Origin of the sequence: Rhizobium sp. F40D2 (genome assembly GCF_051810745.2) — a bacterium.
GTDB lineage: Bacteria > Pseudomonadota > Alphaproteobacteria > Rhizobiales > Rhizobiaceae > Rhizobium.
This window is the reverse complement of record NZ_JBPWQX020000004.1, coordinates 606,306-622,993: the sequence shown is the minus strand read 5'-3', so window position 1 is coordinate 622,993 and position 16,688 is coordinate 606,306. Positions and strand designations below refer to the sequence as shown.

The following is a 16,688-nucleotide window of genomic DNA, read 5'->3' as shown; positions in this document are numbered from 1 at the left end:
CTCTCCTTTTCAAATTCTTGTATCGATCGTCCCGGCGGTAGGTCACCGCCGGGCTTGTCGCGTGCAGCTTGCTGCAGGCGAACCCTCGCTTTATTGCAGGAGACCAGCTGCCTGAAGTTGCTTCACGGCAGTGTCGCTGACGGCGCGAACGAAGGCAGTGTATTCCTCTGGTCCCATCCAGGAATCGACCACGCCTGTGCTGCGCGCATAATCCTGGTAGACTTTCGCCTTCATCGCTTCGTGGAAGGCATCGGCGATCTGCTGCTGCAATTCGATAGGCATATCCTTCGGTCCGAAGAGGCCACGGACCTGCACCCAGCTTGTGTCGACTTCGAAGCCCTGCTCGCCGAAAGTGGGCAGGTCCGGAAGTCCGTCGAGACGCTTTTCCCCCAGAACACCCAACCCGATGATACGCTTGGATTCGAAGAACGGGGCCGTGGGACCGAGATTGGAGACACCGATATCCACATGCCCGCCAAGCAGGGCGGTCATGATGTCAGGCGTTGAATCGAAGCCGACCCAGTTGAATTTTACGCCGGCAGCCTTCTCGAGCATGGATGTGCCCAGATGCTGCATGGATCCCACCGGACCGAATCCACCGATATTGATGGTCCCAGAATTGGTCTTCGCCTTTGCAACCAGGTCACCAATTGTCTTGATGTCGGAATCCGCGCGCGCGAAATAGATGATCGGATCTTCCTGCGTCGAAGCCACCCAGGAGAAATCCTCGGTCGAGAACGTTCCCTTAAGGTTCGTCAGCATGCTCGTGAAATGGGTCATCGTGTTGATCCCGAGCGTCAAGCCATCGGGCTTCGCATGGGCGACACGCGCCATCTGCGTCGCACCCCCTGCACCGGGTGCATTCACCACCACGATGGTCTGGCCGATCAAGGGTTCAAGCGACTGGGCAAGCGTGCGGATGAAGATATCCGCCGTTCCGCCAGGCTTGGTATGCATCACGACGTTGACAGGACCTGACGGTTTCCACGGCGTCGCCGCAACTGCCGGGCTTGCACCAAGTGCAGCCGTGATGGTCATACAAACGGCAAGGCTGCGTGTACGGACGATATTGAACAGATTGAATAACATGACATTCCTCCCAAGATTGAACATGAAGAGCCCGGCTCCTCTCCGGTCGTCATCATTGTGCTGATTGCACGAAAGAAATGAACTGAGCTTTGGTCAGTCCAGGTGGACCCAAAAATTGGTCTTGATCCAGGGAGAGCCGTCGGCCACCTCTCCTGGATCAGGCTTAGCTTGCTGCCGTCTTACCCTCATCTTGGTCGTAATGCCGCTGACGCCGGATAAAACCAATCGCGGGAAGGACGAACGCGAGTATTGCGATCAGCAGCAGAACGAGTGTCAGGGGAGACGAGTAAAAGATATCCAGACTGCCTTGCGATGTGATCAGCGCCCGCCGGAAGTTCGTCTCCATCATTTCGCCGAGTACCAGCGCAAGGATGACCGGCGCGAGCGGTATCTGCATCTTGCGCATAAGGTAGCCGAGTATACCGAAGGCCGTCATCACATAGACCGGGAACATCGTGCCTTCGGAAGAATAGGCCCCGACAAGGCAGATCGCCGAGACGATGGCAGCGATAGCCGGTCGCGGAATGTTGGCCACCTGTGCCCAGCCGCGTGCCCCAGCGAGACCGATGAACACCATGATGGGCACGCCGATCCACAGCGAGGCGAAGATCGTGTATGGGATTTCGGGATTGCGGCTGAACAGCAAGGGACCGGGTTGAATACCCTGGATCATCAGCGCCCCGATCATCACCGCCGTGGTCGGCGATCCCGGAATGCCGAGTGCCAGCAGCGGCGCCATTGCACCGGACACTGCTGCGTTGTTTGCCGCCTCCGACGCAGCAACCCCCTCCATCGACCCCTTGCCGAACAGTTCCGGACGCTTGGAGGTCTTCTTGGCCATTGCATAGGCGATGAAGGAAGCGATCGACGCGCCCGCCCCGGGGATAATGCCGATCACATAGCCCAGAACGGAACTTCTCATGATGACGCCGTTGAGTGGCCAAAGCCCCTTCCAGTTCCAGGACAAGAAGCCGCCGACCGGAGGGCTCTTGACCTTGGCGGTCGCGCCCTCTTCCACCATGAACAGCACTTCCGACAGCGCATAGAGGCCGAGCAGTACCGGCACCAGCGGAAGACCTTCGAACAATTCCGTCGAGACCGCAAAACGCGGCGCACCTGTCTGGGTGTCCAGGCCAACCGTTGCCAGCGCAAGCCCAATGCCCATGGCAACAGCACCTTTGATGACCAGACCATCTGCAAGGCCGACCACCAGACTGAGGCCGACAACCGCCAGCGCGAAATACTCTCCGGGTCCGAAGCGGAGCGCAAATTCCGACAAGGGAACTGCCGTGAACAGCAGGAACAGCGCACTGACAAAGATCCCGATGCCAGAAGCGATGATTGACACCATCAGCGCTTCGCCCGCCCGTCCCTGCTGCGTCAGCGGGTAGCCGTCCCATGCCGTGGCAACGGCGGCCGAGGTACCTGGAGAATTGATCAGGATGGCCGTTATCGCACCGCCATATTCGGCAGCGGCATAGAGCGCGACCAATCCCACGATCGAAACGACCGGATCCAAGCCGTAGGTGAACGGAATGAGCAACGCCACGCCCAGGCTTGGCCCCAGGCCGGGGATGGCCCCGATGAGATAACCGGCAAGGGCACCAAAGACGAGGCTCACCCACACCATCGGATCACCGAACGCCGAGAAGCCTAACAGCAGATTTTCAAACATTTCGGTTCCTCACGGAAAAACGACGTTGAGCGCGATCGCGAACACGACGTAGATGAAAGCGACCAGAGCCAAGGGAACGCCCAGGAGATGCAATGGGCGACGTTCTCCAGCGGCGAGCATTACCGTAGCCGAAAAGACTCCCACGCAGACATAGACGCCCAGTGTCTCGAACCAGGCGGCTTGCGCGATGAAGATGAGGCTGGTGATCAACACGTAGAAGGGCCGACGCCAGTGGGTCACGTCCCGTTCCGTCTTACCGAACAGGCCAGCTATGCCAAAACCGATCATCAGCAGCGTTGCGACGATGGTGCCGCCGGCAATCAGCAGCGGAAACCCCCCGCACCGATATCGGTCGCGTTAAAGGGCTTGGGCAGGTTTCGCGCGTCCAGCCCATACCAGATCAAGGTCGCGAGAAGCATCAAGCCGCCTGTCACCTCAAGCAGAGGCAGGGGAACCCGAATACAGTCGGAAATACGTTGCTTGCCCGCGTGGACAGGGTCTTTTTCCATAAATCTCCTCCTTTCGGCGGCACGAGAAGGATCTCGCCGCCGGGCCCCTCCTCCAGGGGCATTCGAAGGTCCCTGCTCGCAACCTTTGCGCATGCAGCAGTTGGAGTGGGGCCTACTGTCGTTATCGGAAATGAGGGTGGCGAATTGAACTGAGAATTGATTTGGTCAGAACGCCTCATTTCTTTGGTCAGGATCGGCAATCAAGCCCGTGTATGCCCCCCATGCTCGACTAGTTGTCCCGATCGGCATCTTTTGAACTGCCCTTTTCGTAGCGATGGATTAAGCCGATGATCCAAGGAATATTCGGGATGAAAATAAAGATGCGGGTCAGGTGAAACGCTGTGATGAGCGCCACATCCTGGCCCAAGAATTTTGCCGTCAATGCCATTTCGGTCACGCCGCCCGGGGCCGCACTGAGAACCATCAGCTTCCAATCGAGACCCAAGGTCATGGCAATGGCGACGGCGACGCCTGATGTCATCGCCAAAAGGGCGAGCGTCGCCAGGATGGACGCTATGACCAGCCGGCCGGCAGCCTTGAACAAGGCCCTGCGAAAGGTAGACCCCAGCCAGACTCCCAGCACGACCTGCGCAGCCGACAGGATGACGGAAGGATAGAAGAACGGACCAAAGCCGACAGCCGCAAGCGCCGACGAGGCGGCAAGCGGCCCGAGGAAAAAAGGGATTTGCGATCCGCAGCAGACGAAACAGCAAGGCGCCTGCTACCCCGACTGCCAACAATATAGCAGTTCCCGCCGGATCGAAGACAGCAGGAATAAGCAGACCGGCAGAGGTGGGCCAGCCATCGATGGCGTAGATGATGACGGGGACAAGCACGACGACAGCCGCGATGCGAACGGTCTGCGCCAGGATGACGGGACCCGGATTGCACTGGAAGCGCTCTGCCATGATCGCCGCCTCAACCGGACTTGTAGGCAGAGACGCGAGGAAGGCAGCTGTCAGGTTTAGCCGCGCCGCGCGTGCCAGCAGCAGCGCGACCGCGAAGGCACAGACTGCCGTTGCCAGGGCCATTCCCACGAGAAGGGGAGCAAGCGTCAACATCATCGCGAAAGCGGCTGGTGAGAAATAGACGCCCACCTGCGATGCGATGACGATCTGGCCGGCGGGACGCGTCTTCACCGGAATGACGATGTCTGCGAGACCAGTCAGATAGAGCCCTGCCGTTACCAGCAAGGGGCCGATCATCCAGGGCAACGGCAAGCCGATCCTTGCTGCGATCACACCGCCCAGGGAACCCAGCGAGTAGATAAGCACCAGGCGCCCCATGTATTGAAACCTTCTCCTGGCCAACCCATTCTGCGCGTCCATGCGTTCTTCTGGCGCTTATTGTGGTGATGGGGAACGGTTACGCAGGGGCGCATCATCGATGTCCGAAAGGAACAGAGACACTGCTGCGTTGAATTCGTCAGGGCATTCAATGTTGATGGAATGCCCCCCTTGCAGATCCTCGATCACGATATGCGGATAAGTTTCGGAAAGCCACTTGCGCGCGGGTTGGAACCGCTTTTCCCATACCCCGTTGACGAGCAGTGTCGGCACACGCAATTGGCCCAGCCTGTCGCGGACAGACAAGCGAGGCGTCGCCTGCGCCAGAAGCAGTGCAATGCCGGCGACATCCGTGCTGTCGGCATCCCGGCTTAGGATCTCCCGCAGATCCGGTGGGAATCGCCTGGCGTGGCAAGGATGATAGGCCATCCGCCGCATTGCTGCGTGCCCCTCCTGCAGGATTTCATCGATCTGGTTCAGGTTGCGGCGCTGCTGAGCGGCATCCCAGGTTTCCCGCAACGCGCCATTGGCATTGGTGAAAACCTGGGCGATCACCCGATGGGGAAAGGTCAACGCATAACGAAGCGTCAAGGCAGCGCCGAAGCTTTGGCCACATATATGCCATCTGCTGATCTGCAGGCGCGCTCGGACAGCCTCGATCGCCTGAACCAGAGCCTCCGGCGTGGCATCGGCCTCATCTTCTGGCGTTGGCGAAAGACCGTGCGCCGGCAGGTCTATTCTGACGACGCGAAACTCTTGGGAAAGGCTGCGGTTCGGCCGCCAGTGGTTTCGGCTCGACAGCATGCCGTGAACCAACAGCAGCGCCGGACGTCCGTCTTCGGGATCCGCGTCTATGTGTAACATCATGGATTGTCAGCGTTCCTCACTCCAAAGGAGACGCTATCAGACTACCTCGTCAGTTTTGAACCCAACTATCGGCAGGGCCGGTTCAAACTATTGGTTATGTTACCGCAGAAATATTCGCCGTTATAGAGACCATGCAACCGGCATCTGCGGGACTGAACTTACGGCCGGCTCGCAAGGATCACGCCGGCCATTGCACGGGAGGACGACATGGCATCTCTGGTAGGCTGCGAACTGCGCGACGGAATCGCGGTCGTCACGATCGACGCTCCCCCGGTGAATGCCCTTGGTCAAGGTGTTCGCGCAGAACTCCTGGCACGAGTCCGAGAGATGGATGGTCATCCGGGTATCAGGGCCGCCGTGCTCTGCTGTGCCGGGAGAACATTTGTGGCCGGGGCGGATATCAACGAACTCGGTAAGCCGCCGCTTTCGCCCGCGCTGCCGGAGGTACTGGATGCCATCGAAGGTGCCGGCATTCCCTGGGTCGCAGCTATTCATGGCACGGCGCTGGGAGGCGGGCTGGAACTAACGCTCGCTTGCACGGCACGCATCGCTGACAGCAAGGCGAAGCTCGGTCTGCCAGAGGTGACCCTGGGCATGATTCCCGGAGCGGGCGGAACCGTCCGTCTCCCACGCCTCATCCCGATGGCCGACGCCGTCGAAATGGTGACAGGCGGCAAGCCGGTGACGGCATTGAAGGCGCTTGCCCTCGGCCTAGTTGACCGCCTTGGCGAAACGGACCTGTTGTCCGCCGCCATAGCCTTTGCCACCGAACTCGCGAGCCAGCCCAAACCGGCCAGCCTCCTCGATCGTCCTTGTCGCGATGCCGAGGAGATGGACTGGCAGGGCAAGGCAGCTGCTATCCAGGCAAAGGCGCGCGGCGCAGAAGCGCCGATGGAGGCACTCGATGCGCTAAAGGATAGTGTGCAGCTGCCGGCGCGTGAGGCCCTGAAGCAGGAAAGACAACGGTTTCTCCGTCTGGCCGCGTCCGACCAGGCTGCAGCATTTCGTTACGCATTTTTCTCTGAACGGACCGCCGGACGGAGCCTCAGATCGATTGACAGCGCACCGGCAGATCTGCAGCGGATCGGCGTCGTCGGCGGTGGCACGATGGGTGCCGGCATTGCAGCGGCGCTCCTTCTATCAGGATCCGAAGTCAGGCTTCTGGAGCGCGACACAAGCGCCGCGGATACCGCCCGCGCCCGCGTGGACGAGATGCTGGACGCAAGCGTTGCACGGGGCGCGGTTTCTCGGGAGGCAGCGGGCCAGGCCATCGACCGGTTTGCCGCAAGCCCTGACGAAACCGCCCTCATTTCCTGCGGCCTCGTGATCGAGGCCGTCTTCGAAGACATGGACGTCAAGCGCAACGTCTTCTCCCGACTTGACGCGATCATGCCAGCGGATGCGATACTGGCGACCAATACGTCCTATCTCGATGTGAACAGGCTTGCCGAAACGACCGTCGACCCTGCCCGAGTGCTTGGGCTACATTTCTTTGCGCCAGCCCATGTCATGAAGCTTCTGGAAATCGTCAGAGGACGAGACACCGGCGACCGGGCGCTCTCAACCGGGGCGGCGCTTGCCAGGCGCCTCAAAAAGACAGCCGTCGTTTCCGGTGTCTGCCATGGCTTTATCGGCAATCGCATAATGGCCGCCTATCGGCGCGACTGCGAGTTCATGCTGCTGGTAGGAGCCCTGCCCGCTCAGATTGATGCCGCCATGCGGGACTTCGGTTTCGCCATGGGCATTTTCGAAGTGCAGGATCTCAGCGGACTGGACATTGCCTGGGCGCAGCGTAAAAACACAGCCTCGACACGCGATCCTTCCCTGCCCTATTGCCGCATTGCCGACAGGCTTTGCGAAAACGGCCGTCTCGGACGCAAGACCAACAAGGGATGGTACGACTACAGTAGCGGCAAAAAGACTGATGATCCCGAGGTGACCCGCATCGTCGAGGAGGAAAGAACAAGGGCCGGCGTGACCATTCATTCCTTTTCCGACGAACAGATCATCAAGCGTATTCTTTGCGTCATGCAGAGGGAAGGACAGGCTTTGCTTTCCGAAGGAATTGCCGAAAGTGCTTCGGATATCGACGTGGTGATGCTGACCGGCTACGGCTTCCCCCGGCATCGCGGCGGTCCCATGTATCTGGCGAGGCATGCGAGCGCGAGCGCGCTGCCGTAATGGTTCGAGCTGAAGGACATCAAACTCTCCGGGGCTGAACCCGGCACTGATCATCTCCCCAAGCTGCGGCACGGCCGCTAGACAAAGCGATTGCACAAGGATCTGAGCGATGACCACACTTGTAACCATCCCAGGGATCATGTCCGACGCAAGGACGTGGGGCGCTGTTGCGCAAGCCATCAAGCCACAAAGTATGACGGTGCACGCTGCAGACACCAGCCTTGACGCGACGATAGAAGAGATGGCCGAGCGCGCGCTGGTGGAGACCGACGGGGACTTGGTGGTCCTAGCGCATTCAATGGGCGGGCGCGTGGCTCTCGAGATGGGTCGCCAAGCGCCGGATCGATTGCGTGCGATGGTGCTGGCGAATACGAATACCGAGGGTCTCGGCGACCATGAAATCGCCCACCGTGAAGCCCGCATCGCGGAAGCGAATGCAGATATGACTGCTTATGCCCGCAGCTGGGTTCCGAAAGTGATCTCCACCGCCAGCCAGCGGAGGCCGGATCTGGTCTCCTCCATCATGAAGATGGTCGAGGACTGCGCTCCAGAGGTGCACGAGCGTCAGAACAGGGCTCTCATTGCGCGACCGGACGCCACACGGTGCTTGCACCAACTGCGCATTCCGGTTCTACTAGTCACCGGCTCGGAAGACCACCTCTCCACCAGCGCTTCAAACGACGAGATCGCCAAACGTTTGCAAGATGCGGAGGTGCGGGTTATCGACGATGCAGGCCACCTCCTGCCTTTCGAACAGCCTCAGGAACTGAGTGCGACCATTCTGCGCTGGTTTTCTCGCAAGGATATCAAGCTGATTTAGGCGAGATGTGCTGTTCATGCCTCTATAGCGCAATCCCAGCGGCAGCGGATAACCATATCCTATCGGCGGCTACAGGTTCGGTTGATTATGTCGCGGATCAATGCTCGGATCGTGTCGATCGCCGGCAGAAGAGCTCCGCGTTCGCGAAACGCGGCGACAAGCGAACTGGCTATCGCGGCACCGTCGTCGGACATGGTCGCCGCTTGAATTGCTGCCAATAGCGCGGCGCGGCGATCTTGCAGCGTCGCGCTTCTCGTATCCAGATAGACCATTAGCCGCGCCATATGATCCCGACGGGTTTCTTCACGACGTGCATAGAGGGCAAATTCGTCTGGAGCGGCGCCGATCTGATCAGCAATATACTTCAGCATGGCGCGAGGCGGAGTTTCTTCTGCTCCAAGCACTCGACCCGGGTATCGCATCAGACATAGCTGGATGGCAAAGCCGAGCCGATTGTGATTACGTCTCCGCAGTTCGATCTTCAGGCGATCCGCTAATGACAACGAATAGTGGCGGATTAAGTTGTCCTCATCGACTGGGATATCGACAAGCTTCCGGCGATCTTGATCTTTGAGAAGCTTGCGCTTTGCCATCGCCCGACTCCATTCATGACCAATCTGCGTCGAGCGTTGTCGAGTCGGGCCGGAGAGAGAAATCAAAACTGGCGCATGTCGATGGCAATCCACAGAGATCGGATGTTGCACATCCGATCTCTGGCATCGTTCCGGTTTCGTTCGACCTTAGCGTACGATTTCGAACTGCTCTTGTTCTGGCCCCACAAGGGCGAAGCGACGCGATGAAGCCGCCCATCTCGGAGACACGAATAGACCTCAATCTGATGAACGTGCTTTACACGGTGCTTGCGGAAGGCAGCGTCACAAGAGCGGCTCAGCGTCTTTCCATGAGCCTGCCGTCTCCAACGCGCTGGGCAGGTTGCGCTACATCATGAAGGACGAACTGTTCATCAAGGTTTCTGGCGGGTTCTGCCCGACCGAGAGGGCGCTGGAGATATGGCCGGATCTCCAGCAGGCCATGGAGCAGATCCGGGCGATCGCCTTGCCATTTGATTTTCAGGCAAGTCAGACGAACCTGACCTTCAATGTCGCGATAATGGATACGCTGGTCTCTCGTGTTGCGCCCGCTTTGGCGGTAAGGTTCGCCGAAGAGGCCCCTTTTGCCAAATTGCAGTTTCATCTTCATTCCAACCCTACATCGATCGACGCCCTGCAAAGGGGCGGACTGGATTGTGCGGCGGGCATGTTTCCGAATGTGGAGGCCGACCTGCAATTGGAGGGAGTTTTTTCCGACAGATATGTCTGCGTTTTCCGGCGCGGTCATGGCTCGCTGAGCATTCCGGTTTCACTGGAGGCATTCATCGACGCCGAACATATTCTGGTCAAGCAGGCGACACGGCAGGCCGGCATCATCGACAATTGGCTCAGCCTCAAAGGTTACAAGCGCAACGTCAAGCTTATCGTTAACCGGGCGGAAGAGGCCATCAATATTGCAAGTGAAACAGACCTCATTGCGGCTGTTCCCTTGACTTGCTCAAAGCGCGCCGGGCGTGGAAGCCATTGAAATCGTTGATCTTCCTTTCGAGAATGAAAAGTTTCTCTATAAGCTGGCCTGGCATAGACGGAGCTATCGGGACCCCGCGCGTTCCTGGTTCCGATCGCTGGTCCGCGAAACGATCACCAAAACCTGCATGTCCGAATAGGCCCCGGGTAGTCACATTAAGCTTCTCGCTGGTAAAGCGTCGAGTGACTGATGGACAACGATTCCTCCGAAGGATCCCCACCGCTTTTTTAGTTTGCGACGTTGGTGAGGCACAAAGAAATCCGATTTGATGTCACCGCTGCCGACCTTGTTCGGCTTGAAGCAATCATTGTCACTCGTAGTTCGCTGCAGAAACATGTGTGGCGTGGCAAGGCCACCATGATGAGCAAGGATTGGCAGGGAAATGCCTCGAGAGCTTGAACTGAGGCCCCCCGCTTGGAACATTTGATGGAGCATCTGGAACGCAACCTGATATTCCGCTGGATCGTCGGTATCGGCCCTCCCTGGTGCGATTCTGCAGCCCAATATGAAGCGTCTCTTGCCTACCTCGCGTCGCCACGGTCTCCTCCCTCTGCTGTTGGGCGCGAAGGTCAACTGTACTCAGGCAGCTAAGATGAGCCGAAAATCCTTTCTTCTCAATTTAAGCAGCTTCGGTCTTAAAGACGGCCATTCGGAACGGAATGTTTTCGGGCATCACACCGCATACTGGTCTTTCTGTTCCCGAAACCGGATGCGCATGAGTGCCAAAAGTCGGTCATCTGCGCCGCGCAGCACCGCATCGTTGCCGCCGGCCAACTTGCGGCAGTCGATTTTGATCCCCTCTCCCGGTTCAACATTGCCCATATACACTACATGTCGCGAGGTTATCATTCGCGCGTGGGTTTCACCTGCCTCGAACAGGCTACGGTCCGCGAGGGCACTGAAGCTTGGGAAATATAGAAGGCCGGCGGCATTGAAATCGATTGATGGGCACGGCAGGATTTTTTTGATGCTCCTGTCCCCCGCAGATCGAACTTTTCGTCTTGCGCTCGGCGGGCGAGCAAGGCAGCGCGTTGCGCAATGCGTTGAACAGGAAAAGGCGCTTCGGGTGGGATTGCCATCACTTTGGGCATGCGCCGAACAATCGACCGATTGCTTCCCGGCTCCGAGCGGCCTACGAACGCCGAGATTAAGACAATGCGTCCGATTTCCTGACCGTCGACTCCAATCTGCTGAAGCGAGGCAAGTCGCCCATGACCAATCCTGTAGAGGCTTGCGGTAAGTGTAAGCTCGCCGCCAAGCTGCGGAAGCTCTGGTCTAAAGAAATAAAGGCTAGTCGCACAAAATGCTGCGTAAAGCGGCTGGCCGGCCGTGCAGGTGAATACGGCCTCCCTTTGCCCCATTGCGCGGGCTATCAGCCGCCAGTGTAGGTCACCTGCCCGGCGCAAAAGCCATTGCTCGGAAAGGCCGCGATAACCCATCTCAGCCATTCCGAGAACGTGCCGCTCGTTAAGTTTGGGCTGAACAGAGGAAGGGAGCGCCAGCAGACTCATGCAGCAAGCACGTCCTTTTGCCGGGCAATAATTTGTTCAGCGAGATATCGGCTATCTTCGTCAATGCCTAGAAACCGTCCTGACCCCCAGGTATTCAGCCAGCCGAGCCCGATAAAGTACAATCCGGGTGCATTGGTCACGCCGCGGCGGATGACGGGCTTGCCGCGTTCATCAAGGCAATCGACCTTGAGCCAGGAATAGTCCGGGCGAAATCCGATCGCCCAGATAATCGACGAGATTCCAGCGGCAGCCAAGTCGACTTCCGTGATTTCGTGTTCGGGGCGCCAAACCTTCTCGAATGGCGGCTCTTCCGGCGCCTCGATGCGCTGTGCGGATATCCATGCGTCGATCTGACTACGAATGCCGAGATAGCTGCGATCCGCATCGTCCAGGTTTTTCTCCAGATCCGGCAGAAAGGTGATCGTGGTGCCAGAGCCCCCTGCAACAGAACCGTATAGCCCGACGCCTTCCAGAGCGTATTTCCGCAGGTCGATCTCCTTGCCGCCATCGCGCCCAGACATGTAATGGTTTGTCTGAGTGAGTGCCTTCACCGGATCGGGGTGACGGTCGATAGTGACCGCATAGGTGCCGGCGTCGTACAGCCAGTCCGTCGCATCACGCCCCCGATATCTACGCGGGCTTCGCGGAGCTGGGCCGACAGCAAGATGCACTGGCCGACCTTCCAGATGGAAGTCGTCCATGATCTGGACGCCCGACTGTCCCGTTCCGACGATCAACGTCCCCCCTTCAGGCAATTGCGACGGGCGACGGTACTCACGGGAATGCATCTGCACAATGGACCGATCAAGATCGGCCGCATAGTTGGGGATAATTGGATTGTCATAACCTCCGGTGGCGATCACGACCTGATCGGCTACCCAATTTCCGGCGGTGGTTTCGACACGGTACCCGCCTTCATCGAGCGGTGAAACGCATCTCACCTCCACACCTTCGCGTAACGGAGGATTGAAGCTCTCGGCAAAACCATCGAGATAGTCGACGATTTCGTCCTTCAGCATGAAGCTGTCGGGATCGCGACCATTGTAGGGCCAGCCCGGCAGGCGGCACTGCCAGTTCGGTGTGACGAGACAGAAACTGTCCCAGCGATTGTTGCGCCAGCTATCAGATCGGCGATGGCGTTCAAGCACGACATGGTCGATGCCGTCACGCATCAAATACCAGCTCACCGAAAGGCCAGCCTGCCCACCTCCAATGATGAGCACGGGAATGTGCGGGATAATAGTGTCGATCATGGAAGAGCCCTTCATGTCAGCGAAAGGCAGGTAACCTGCCCATCGGAGGGTTGGCTTAAGGCTACGGCTTCGATCCGGGCCAGTTGGTCCATTGCAGAGGAACAGGCAAAACCGAATTTGGCTGCAACTCGATCGGACGCCTCGTTGAGTCCGGCGCGTGCACGTTCGAGAAATTCAGCGAGCGGATAGATCTGTCCGGCGTTAAGGTGACGCTTGATGGCCGTCGAGGGTGAGTAGCAACTCTCTTCCGAGCCATTGGGCCAGCGAATGGTGAATCGAACCTCAGGCATAAGCGATTTCCTTGGGAAGATTGATGTAGGGGGTGGCGGCGTAGTCCCAGAACGTTGTCCGCGCGCCGCCAAGCGACAACTCGACCCGCGGCCTGTCTGTGGCATGGCCAATGGCGGCGACACTGATATCGCGTGCTGAAAACACCGTACACACCTCCGTCGCCCGTTCGGGACGAACCGAAAGCAGAAAACCGAAGCTCGGGAAGCTTCGCAGCCAGCGGACGAGGTCAACACCGGGCGGCACGGGGATTGCCGAAAGATCAATGTCGAAACCGCAGCGTGAGCATTCGGCAAGCATAAGCGCCGTGCCGACGATGCCGCCCTGGCTGATATCCTTTCCTGCATCGACAAGACCGCTTTCTGCCAGTTCCGGCAACAGTTCATAATCGCCTCGCAAGCGAGCGTGCGGCGCATCGAGTGCTGCGAACCAGTTGTCGAAACGTGGCCGGTAACGTCCACGGTGGTCGATCGCGGCAATGAGCACGTCGCCACACTCCGCCGCAAAGCTGGAAATCAGCCGATTTGCCCGTCCCGTCACGGAAACCGCGAGATTAAGCTCGGGGCTGCGCAAATTGGTATGCCCGCCAACAACGGGAACCTCGTAGGCTGCTGCCGCATCCCTCAAGCCTGAGAGCAAGGCGCCGGCGGCTGCGGCATCCGGAGCCCAGATCGTGTCCAGCAATGCGGTCGCGCGTCCTCCCATCGCCGCAATGTCGGACAGATTGACCATTACTCCGCACCAGCCCGCAAACCAGGGGTCGTCCTGCACGAACTGGGGCATGAAGCCCTCTCCGGCGAACAGATCCCAGCCGCCTTCTGGACGCGCGATGGCCGCAGCGTCGTCACCCGGTTGTCCGGTCGTTCCGGCAGATAACGAAAGCCCGCTGGTCGAAGCGGCGATATCGAGCTTACCGCGAATGGAGGGATGTGCCGCGAGTTCAGCCGCGATGATATCGAGCTTCATCAGCCCCTCCGCGCTCTGGTGGACCAGCCTGCGGCCGGATCGCAAATGGGGAGATAATGCGAAAGCGACGCCAGCATATGCATATGCGGGACACCATGGAGATCGATTTCTGCCACTGGATCCCAACGCAGTCGGCGGAAGAGCGGTACGTTTTGAAGCTGCACATGGGCGTTAAACTCATTGCACCCACAGCCATTCGCCGTACTGACCGCAAGGCGGATCAGTTCCGCGCCGAGCCGCCCAACTTTGCGATATGCTGGCGCAACAGCAAGACGCGACCCCCACCAGACACCAGGTGACGGTTGATGTATCCGAACGGCGCCGACAACATCGGCAGGTTCTGCAGCCAACGTCGCAATCGCCACGAGCGGGATTGCCGCCCTATCGATTGCATCGCGATCGCTGTCGGCAAAGATGCGCTGCTCCTCCACAAAAACCTGATGCCGAAGGCGCGCCGCACCTTCCAGTTCCCATTTTTCGGTGGCAGCCCTAATGAGGAACTCGGGGCTTATGAACGAAGAGTGATCCATGAGACTCATGCCGGAACCCTCAGCTTCTCGTAGGTCGACAGGGCCGAGCAGGCGCCGCATTTACCGCATCCAGCTTTGATATCCGAAGCCTTGAGCCCGCCGTCGATGACGATCCGGGACAAAGGCTCCAGAATACCCGACATGAATTCCGACGTCGGCGCCGGATGACTTTCCAGGGGTGTTCCGGAGATCGGCACGAACGGCACGACGAAGGGGTAGACACCCATCGTCACAAGACGCTCGGACATGGAAAGGATCGCTTCGCGCGTGTCGCCGAGACCGGCCAAAATGTAGGTGGAGACCTGGCCTCGTCCGAACACTTTGACGGCAGCCTCGAAACTGGAGAAGTATTTTTCGAGCGGAACACCGGCCTTGCCCGGCATGATCCGCTCGCGGATCTCCGGCGTCACTGCTTCGAGATGCATGCCAAGCGCATCCGCACCCGCCTCCTTCATGCGCTGATGCCAGATGTTGTCTTCCGGAGGCTCACATTGGACTTGGATCGGCAAATCGACGACCGCTTTCACGGCACGAGCGCTCTCGGCCAGCACAGCGGCGCCTCTATCCCTGCCCGGCGGCGTGCCGGTGGTCATGACCATATGCTTGACGCCGTCAAGCTCAACGGCGGCTTTGGCCACTTCCGCCAATTGCTCGGGCGTCTTGTGGGCAATCGTGCGTCCGGCGGCAAGACTCTGGCCTATCGAACAGAACTGGCAGGTCTTCTTGCGGCTCTCGTAACGGATACAGGTTTGCAGGATCGTGGTGGCGAGAACGTCGCGTGAGTGTAGAACCGCAATCTCGCTATAAGGAATGCCGTCCGCAGTCGTCAGGTCGTAGAATTTTGGACGGTTTGGAAAACGGATGCGGGCCACCTCCGTTCCCTCTCTTGTGATGCGCGCACGCCCGTCCGCATCCGGCGCCTCTACGAGATAGGGGCTGTCGAAAGCCGGAGCTGTGTGGACCGGCACCATGACCGTCGTGTCACCGAAACTGATGGCCTTGTGGTCGGAAGGGCCTGCACCCCCCCGGCGGCTTTCATGGCCTGCCCGCGGGTCGACAAGCCGCATGCCCCTTGTCTGAAGATCGTTAATGAGATCGGGAACGATTGTCGCCTGCAACTCACGCATCTTGAACCTCCTTCGCGATGGAATCTTCAACGTCTTCAAGTGCCGGAGGGGTAGCGTCCACCCGTACCAGCGCCTGGGCGGGCCGCGTGTCATGAACCAGATGCAAAATCTCCGGCCTTGCGTAGTGGCCGACGGAATCCATCATCCTTTTGCGTTTGGTAATCAGCCGCATGTCCAGATCACCAATCAGGATCCCCTCTCCCGCTGTCAGCGGCGGTACGACATGGCGGCCTTCAGGAGTGATGATGCAGGTCATGCAGCCGTCGCGCAGACCCTTTTGCAGCTTCGGATCGGGATGGATCGAGGCAATCTGCTCTTCACTCAGCCAGCTCGTGGCGTTGACGACAAAACAGCCCGATTCCAATGCATGGTGACGCATTGCCACCTCGATCTGCTCCCCGAAGATCGGACCGACGAGAGATCCTGGAAAATGCGAGGCGTGAATCTCCTCGTGCTGCGCCATCAGCGCATAACGGGCGAGCGGATTGTAATGCTCCCAGCAGGCCAGCGCCCCCATGCGGCCCACGGCGGTTTCGACGACCTTCAGCCCGGCGCCGTCGCCCTGCCCCCAGATCATGCGCTCATGATAGGTCGGCGTTATCTTGCGGCGTTGGAGCTTCAGACTGCCGTCAGCATCGAAAATCAGTTGCGTGTTGTAGAGCGATCCGTGGTCACGTTCGTTCACGCCTAGCACAATCACCGCATTGCGCTTACGTGCGGCCTCCGCCACCGCTCGAGTTTCAGCGGAGGGAACCGTGACTGCTTCCTCGTACAATCGCAGATGCTCCGGGCCCTGCTGCACGGGCGGCAGTACGAAACTGAAATAGGGGTACCAGGGCACAAAGGTTTCGGGAAAGACAATCAGCTCAGCGCCTTTGTCGGCGGCCTCGGCGATAGCGTTCAATACCCGCTCGACCGTGCCTGCGCGCGATGTGAGGTCGGGCGCAATCTGGACGGCGGCGGCGCGGACGGTTCTGGACATGGTTGGTTCCTTCGCGTTGATCGACA

17 protein-coding genes and 2 pseudogenes are annotated in these 16,688 nt (G+C 59.1%); 3 read left to right on the top strand and 16 right to left on the bottom strand.

Annotated elements, in window-relative coordinates; translation table 11 throughout:
* Positions 1-90 precede the first annotated feature (90 nt).
* From ACS4RS_RS31665 to ACS4RS_RS31635, 7 genes and pseudogenes are all read right to left on the bottom strand, one after another.
* On the bottom strand, positions 91-1,113 hold the full coding sequence (locus ACS4RS_RS31665; RefSeq protein ID WP_439012175.1) for a tripartite tricarboxylate transporter substrate-binding protein: 1,023 nt from the start codon (positions 1,111-1,113) through the stop codon (positions 91-93).
* A 139-nt stretch (positions 1,114-1,252) separates the two neighbouring features.
* Positions 1,253-2,764 (bottom strand): tripartite tricarboxylate transporter permease, encoded by a 1,512-nt coding sequence (locus tag ACS4RS_RS31660; RefSeq protein WP_439012174.1) that lies wholly within the window; start codon positions 2,762-2,764, stop codon positions 1,253-1,255.
* A gap of 9 nt (positions 2,765-2,773) precedes the next feature.
* The gene (locus ACS4RS_RS31655; protein ID WP_439012173.1) at positions 2,774-3,052 is read right to left on the bottom strand and encodes a tripartite tricarboxylate transporter TctB family protein; all 279 of its coding nucleotides are present in this window, start codon (positions 3,050-3,052) and stop codon (positions 2,774-2,776) included.
* 32 nt (positions 3,053-3,084) lie between these two features.
* Positions 3,085-3,273 (bottom strand): hypothetical protein, encoded by a 189-nt coding sequence (locus ACS4RS_RS31650; protein ID WP_439012172.1) that lies wholly within the window; start codon positions 3,271-3,273, stop codon positions 3,085-3,087.
* Between the two features lie 229 nt (positions 3,274-3,502).
* Positions 3,503-3,958 carry an AbrB family transcriptional regulator gene (locus tag ACS4RS_RS31645; protein ID WP_439012588.1) on the bottom strand — a complete coding sequence of 152 codons (456 nt, stop codon included), beginning with the start codon at positions 3,956-3,958 and terminating at the stop codon, positions 3,503-3,505.
* A gap of 58 nt (positions 3,959-4,016) precedes the next feature.
* A pseudogene (locus tag ACS4RS_RS31640) lies at positions 4,017-4,559 on the bottom strand (AbrB family transcriptional regulator); the annotation flags it as partial.
* 57 nt (positions 4,560-4,616) lie between these two features.
* Positions 4,617-5,375: an alpha/beta fold hydrolase gene (locus tag ACS4RS_RS31635; RefSeq protein WP_439012171.1), complete on the bottom strand. Its 759-nt coding sequence runs from the start codon at positions 5,373-5,375 to the stop codon at positions 4,617-4,619.
* Positions 5,376-5,633: 258 nt separating this feature from the next.
* On the opposite strand from ACS4RS_RS31635, the gene ACS4RS_RS31630 reads away from it, so the two are divergent.
* Both ACS4RS_RS31630 and ACS4RS_RS31625 read left to right on the top strand, forming a co-directional pair.
* Positions 5,634-7,607, top strand: coding sequence for a 3-hydroxyacyl-CoA dehydrogenase NAD-binding domain-containing protein (locus ACS4RS_RS31630; RefSeq protein ID WP_439012170.1), 1,974 nt, complete (start codon positions 5,634-5,636; stop codon positions 7,605-7,607).
* Positions 7,608-7,716: 109 nt separating this feature from the next.
* The gene (locus ACS4RS_RS31625) at positions 7,717-8,427 is read left to right on the top strand and encodes an alpha/beta fold hydrolase (RefSeq protein WP_439012169.1); all 711 of its coding nucleotides are present in this window, start codon (positions 7,717-7,719) and stop codon (positions 8,425-8,427) included.
* Between the two features lie 62 nt (positions 8,428-8,489).
* Here the strand turns inward: ACS4RS_RS31625 and ACS4RS_RS31620 are convergent.
* A pseudogene (locus tag ACS4RS_RS31620) lies at positions 8,490-9,020 on the bottom strand (DUF4158 domain-containing protein); the annotation flags it as partial.
* A 352-nt stretch (positions 9,021-9,372) separates the two neighbouring features.
* Between ACS4RS_RS31620 and ACS4RS_RS31615 the strand changes: the two are divergent.
* Positions 9,373-10,005 carry a LysR substrate-binding domain-containing protein gene (locus tag ACS4RS_RS31615; protein WP_439012168.1) on the top strand — a complete coding sequence of 211 codons (633 nt, stop codon included), beginning with the start codon at positions 9,373-9,375 and terminating at the stop codon, positions 10,003-10,005.
* A gap of 672 nt (positions 10,006-10,677) precedes the next feature.
* Here ACS4RS_RS31615 and ACS4RS_RS31610 read toward each other — a convergent pair.
* From ACS4RS_RS31610 to ACS4RS_RS31575, 8 genes are read right to left on the bottom strand one after another with little or no spacing between them, the layout of a single operon-like run.
* A complete protein-coding gene (locus tag ACS4RS_RS31610; protein WP_439012167.1) occupies positions 10,678-10,827 on the bottom strand; it encodes a hypothetical protein in 150 nt (49 codons plus the stop codon).
* A 23-nt stretch (positions 10,828-10,850) separates the two neighbouring features.
* On the bottom strand, positions 10,851-11,516 hold the full coding sequence (locus ACS4RS_RS31605) for a Pnap_2097 family protein (protein ID WP_439012166.1): 666 nt from the start codon (positions 11,514-11,516) through the stop codon (positions 10,851-10,853).
* Positions 11,513-12,769 carry an MSMEG_0569 family flavin-dependent oxidoreductase gene (locus ACS4RS_RS31600; RefSeq protein ID WP_439012165.1) on the bottom strand — a complete coding sequence of 419 codons (1,257 nt, stop codon included), beginning with the start codon at positions 12,767-12,769 and terminating at the stop codon, positions 11,513-11,515. The genes ACS4RS_RS31605 and ACS4RS_RS31600 overlap by 4 nt, the downstream gene beginning before the upstream one ends.
* Positions 12,770-12,780: 11 nt before the next feature.
* Entirely contained in the window at positions 12,781-13,059 is a 279-nt protein-coding gene (locus tag ACS4RS_RS31595; RefSeq protein ID WP_439012164.1) for an MSMEG_0570 family nitrogen starvation response protein, read from the bottom strand.
* Positions 13,052-14,023: a sll0787 family AIR synthase-like protein gene (locus ACS4RS_RS31590; protein ID WP_439012163.1), complete on the bottom strand. Its 972-nt coding sequence runs from the start codon at positions 14,021-14,023 to the stop codon at positions 13,052-13,054. The genes ACS4RS_RS31595 and ACS4RS_RS31590 overlap by 8 nt, the downstream gene beginning before the upstream one ends.
* A complete protein-coding gene (locus tag ACS4RS_RS31585) occupies positions 14,023-14,562 on the bottom strand; it encodes an MSMEG_0567/Sll0786 family nitrogen starvation N-acetyltransferase (protein ID WP_439012162.1) in 540 nt (179 codons plus the stop codon). Before ACS4RS_RS31585 ends, ACS4RS_RS31590 begins: the two co-directional genes overlap by 1 nt.
* Positions 14,559-15,680 carry an MSMEG_0568 family radical SAM protein gene (locus tag ACS4RS_RS31580; protein WP_439012161.1) on the bottom strand — a complete coding sequence of 374 codons (1,122 nt, stop codon included), beginning with the start codon at positions 15,678-15,680 and terminating at the stop codon, positions 14,559-14,561. Before ACS4RS_RS31580 ends, ACS4RS_RS31585 begins: the two co-directional genes overlap by 4 nt.
* A complete protein-coding gene (locus ACS4RS_RS31575) occupies positions 15,673-16,662 on the bottom strand; it encodes a Nit6803 family nitrilase (RefSeq protein ID WP_439012160.1) in 990 nt (329 codons plus the stop codon). Before ACS4RS_RS31575 ends, ACS4RS_RS31580 begins: the two co-directional genes overlap by 8 nt.
* Positions 16,663-16,688 lie beyond the last annotated feature (26 nt).

Coding starts and splice junctions, on each gene's coding strand:
- ACS4RS_RS31665 (WP_439012175.1), bottom strand. CDS start 1,113: ATGTTCAATCTTGGGAGGAATGTCATGTTATTCAATCTGTTCAATATC.
- ACS4RS_RS31660 (WP_439012174.1), bottom strand. CDS start 2,764: ATGTTTGAAAATCTGCTGTTAGGCTTCTCGGCGTTCGGTGATCCGATG.
- ACS4RS_RS31655 (WP_439012173.1), bottom strand. CDS start 3,052: ATGATCGGTTTTGGCATAGCTGGCCTGTTCGGTAAGACGGAACGGGAC.
- ACS4RS_RS31650 (WP_439012172.1), bottom strand. CDS start 3,273: ATGGAAAAAGACCCTGTCCACGCGGGCAAGCAACGTATTTCCGACTGT.
- ACS4RS_RS31630 (WP_439012170.1), top strand. CDS start 5,634: ATGGCATCTCTGGTAGGCTGCGAACTGCGCGACGGAATCGCGGTCGTC.
- ACS4RS_RS31625 (WP_439012169.1), top strand. CDS start 7,717: ATGACCACACTTGTAACCATCCCAGGGATCATGTCCGACGCAAGGACG.
- ACS4RS_RS31615 (WP_439012168.1), top strand. CDS start 9,373: ATGAAGGACGAACTGTTCATCAAGGTTTCTGGCGGGTTCTGCCCGACC.
- ACS4RS_RS31610 (WP_439012167.1), bottom strand. CDS start 10,827: ATGGGCAATGTTGAACCGGGAGAGGGGATCAAAATCGACTGCCGCAAG.
- ACS4RS_RS31605 (WP_439012166.1), bottom strand. CDS start 11,516: ATGAGTCTGCTGGCGCTCCCTTCCTCTGTTCAGCCCAAACTTAACGAG.
- ACS4RS_RS31600 (WP_439012165.1), bottom strand. CDS start 12,769: ATGATCGACACTATTATCCCGCACATTCCCGTGCTCATCATTGGAGGT.
- ACS4RS_RS31595 (WP_439012164.1), bottom strand. CDS start 13,059: ATGCCTGAGGTTCGATTCACCATTCGCTGGCCCAATGGCTCGGAAGAG.
- ACS4RS_RS31590 (WP_439012163.1), bottom strand. CDS start 14,023: ATGAAGCTCGATATCATCGCGGCTGAACTCGCGGCACATCCCTCCATT.
- ACS4RS_RS31585 (WP_439012162.1), bottom strand. CDS start 14,562: ATGAGTCTCATGGATCACTCTTCGTTCATAAGCCCCGAGTTCCTCATT.
- ACS4RS_RS31580 (WP_439012161.1), bottom strand. CDS start 15,680: ATGCGTGAGTTGCAGGCGACAATCGTTCCCGATCTCATTAACGATCTT.
- ACS4RS_RS31575 (WP_439012160.1), bottom strand. CDS start 16,662: ATGTCCAGAACCGTCCGCGCCGCCGCCGTCCAGATTGCGCCCGACCTC.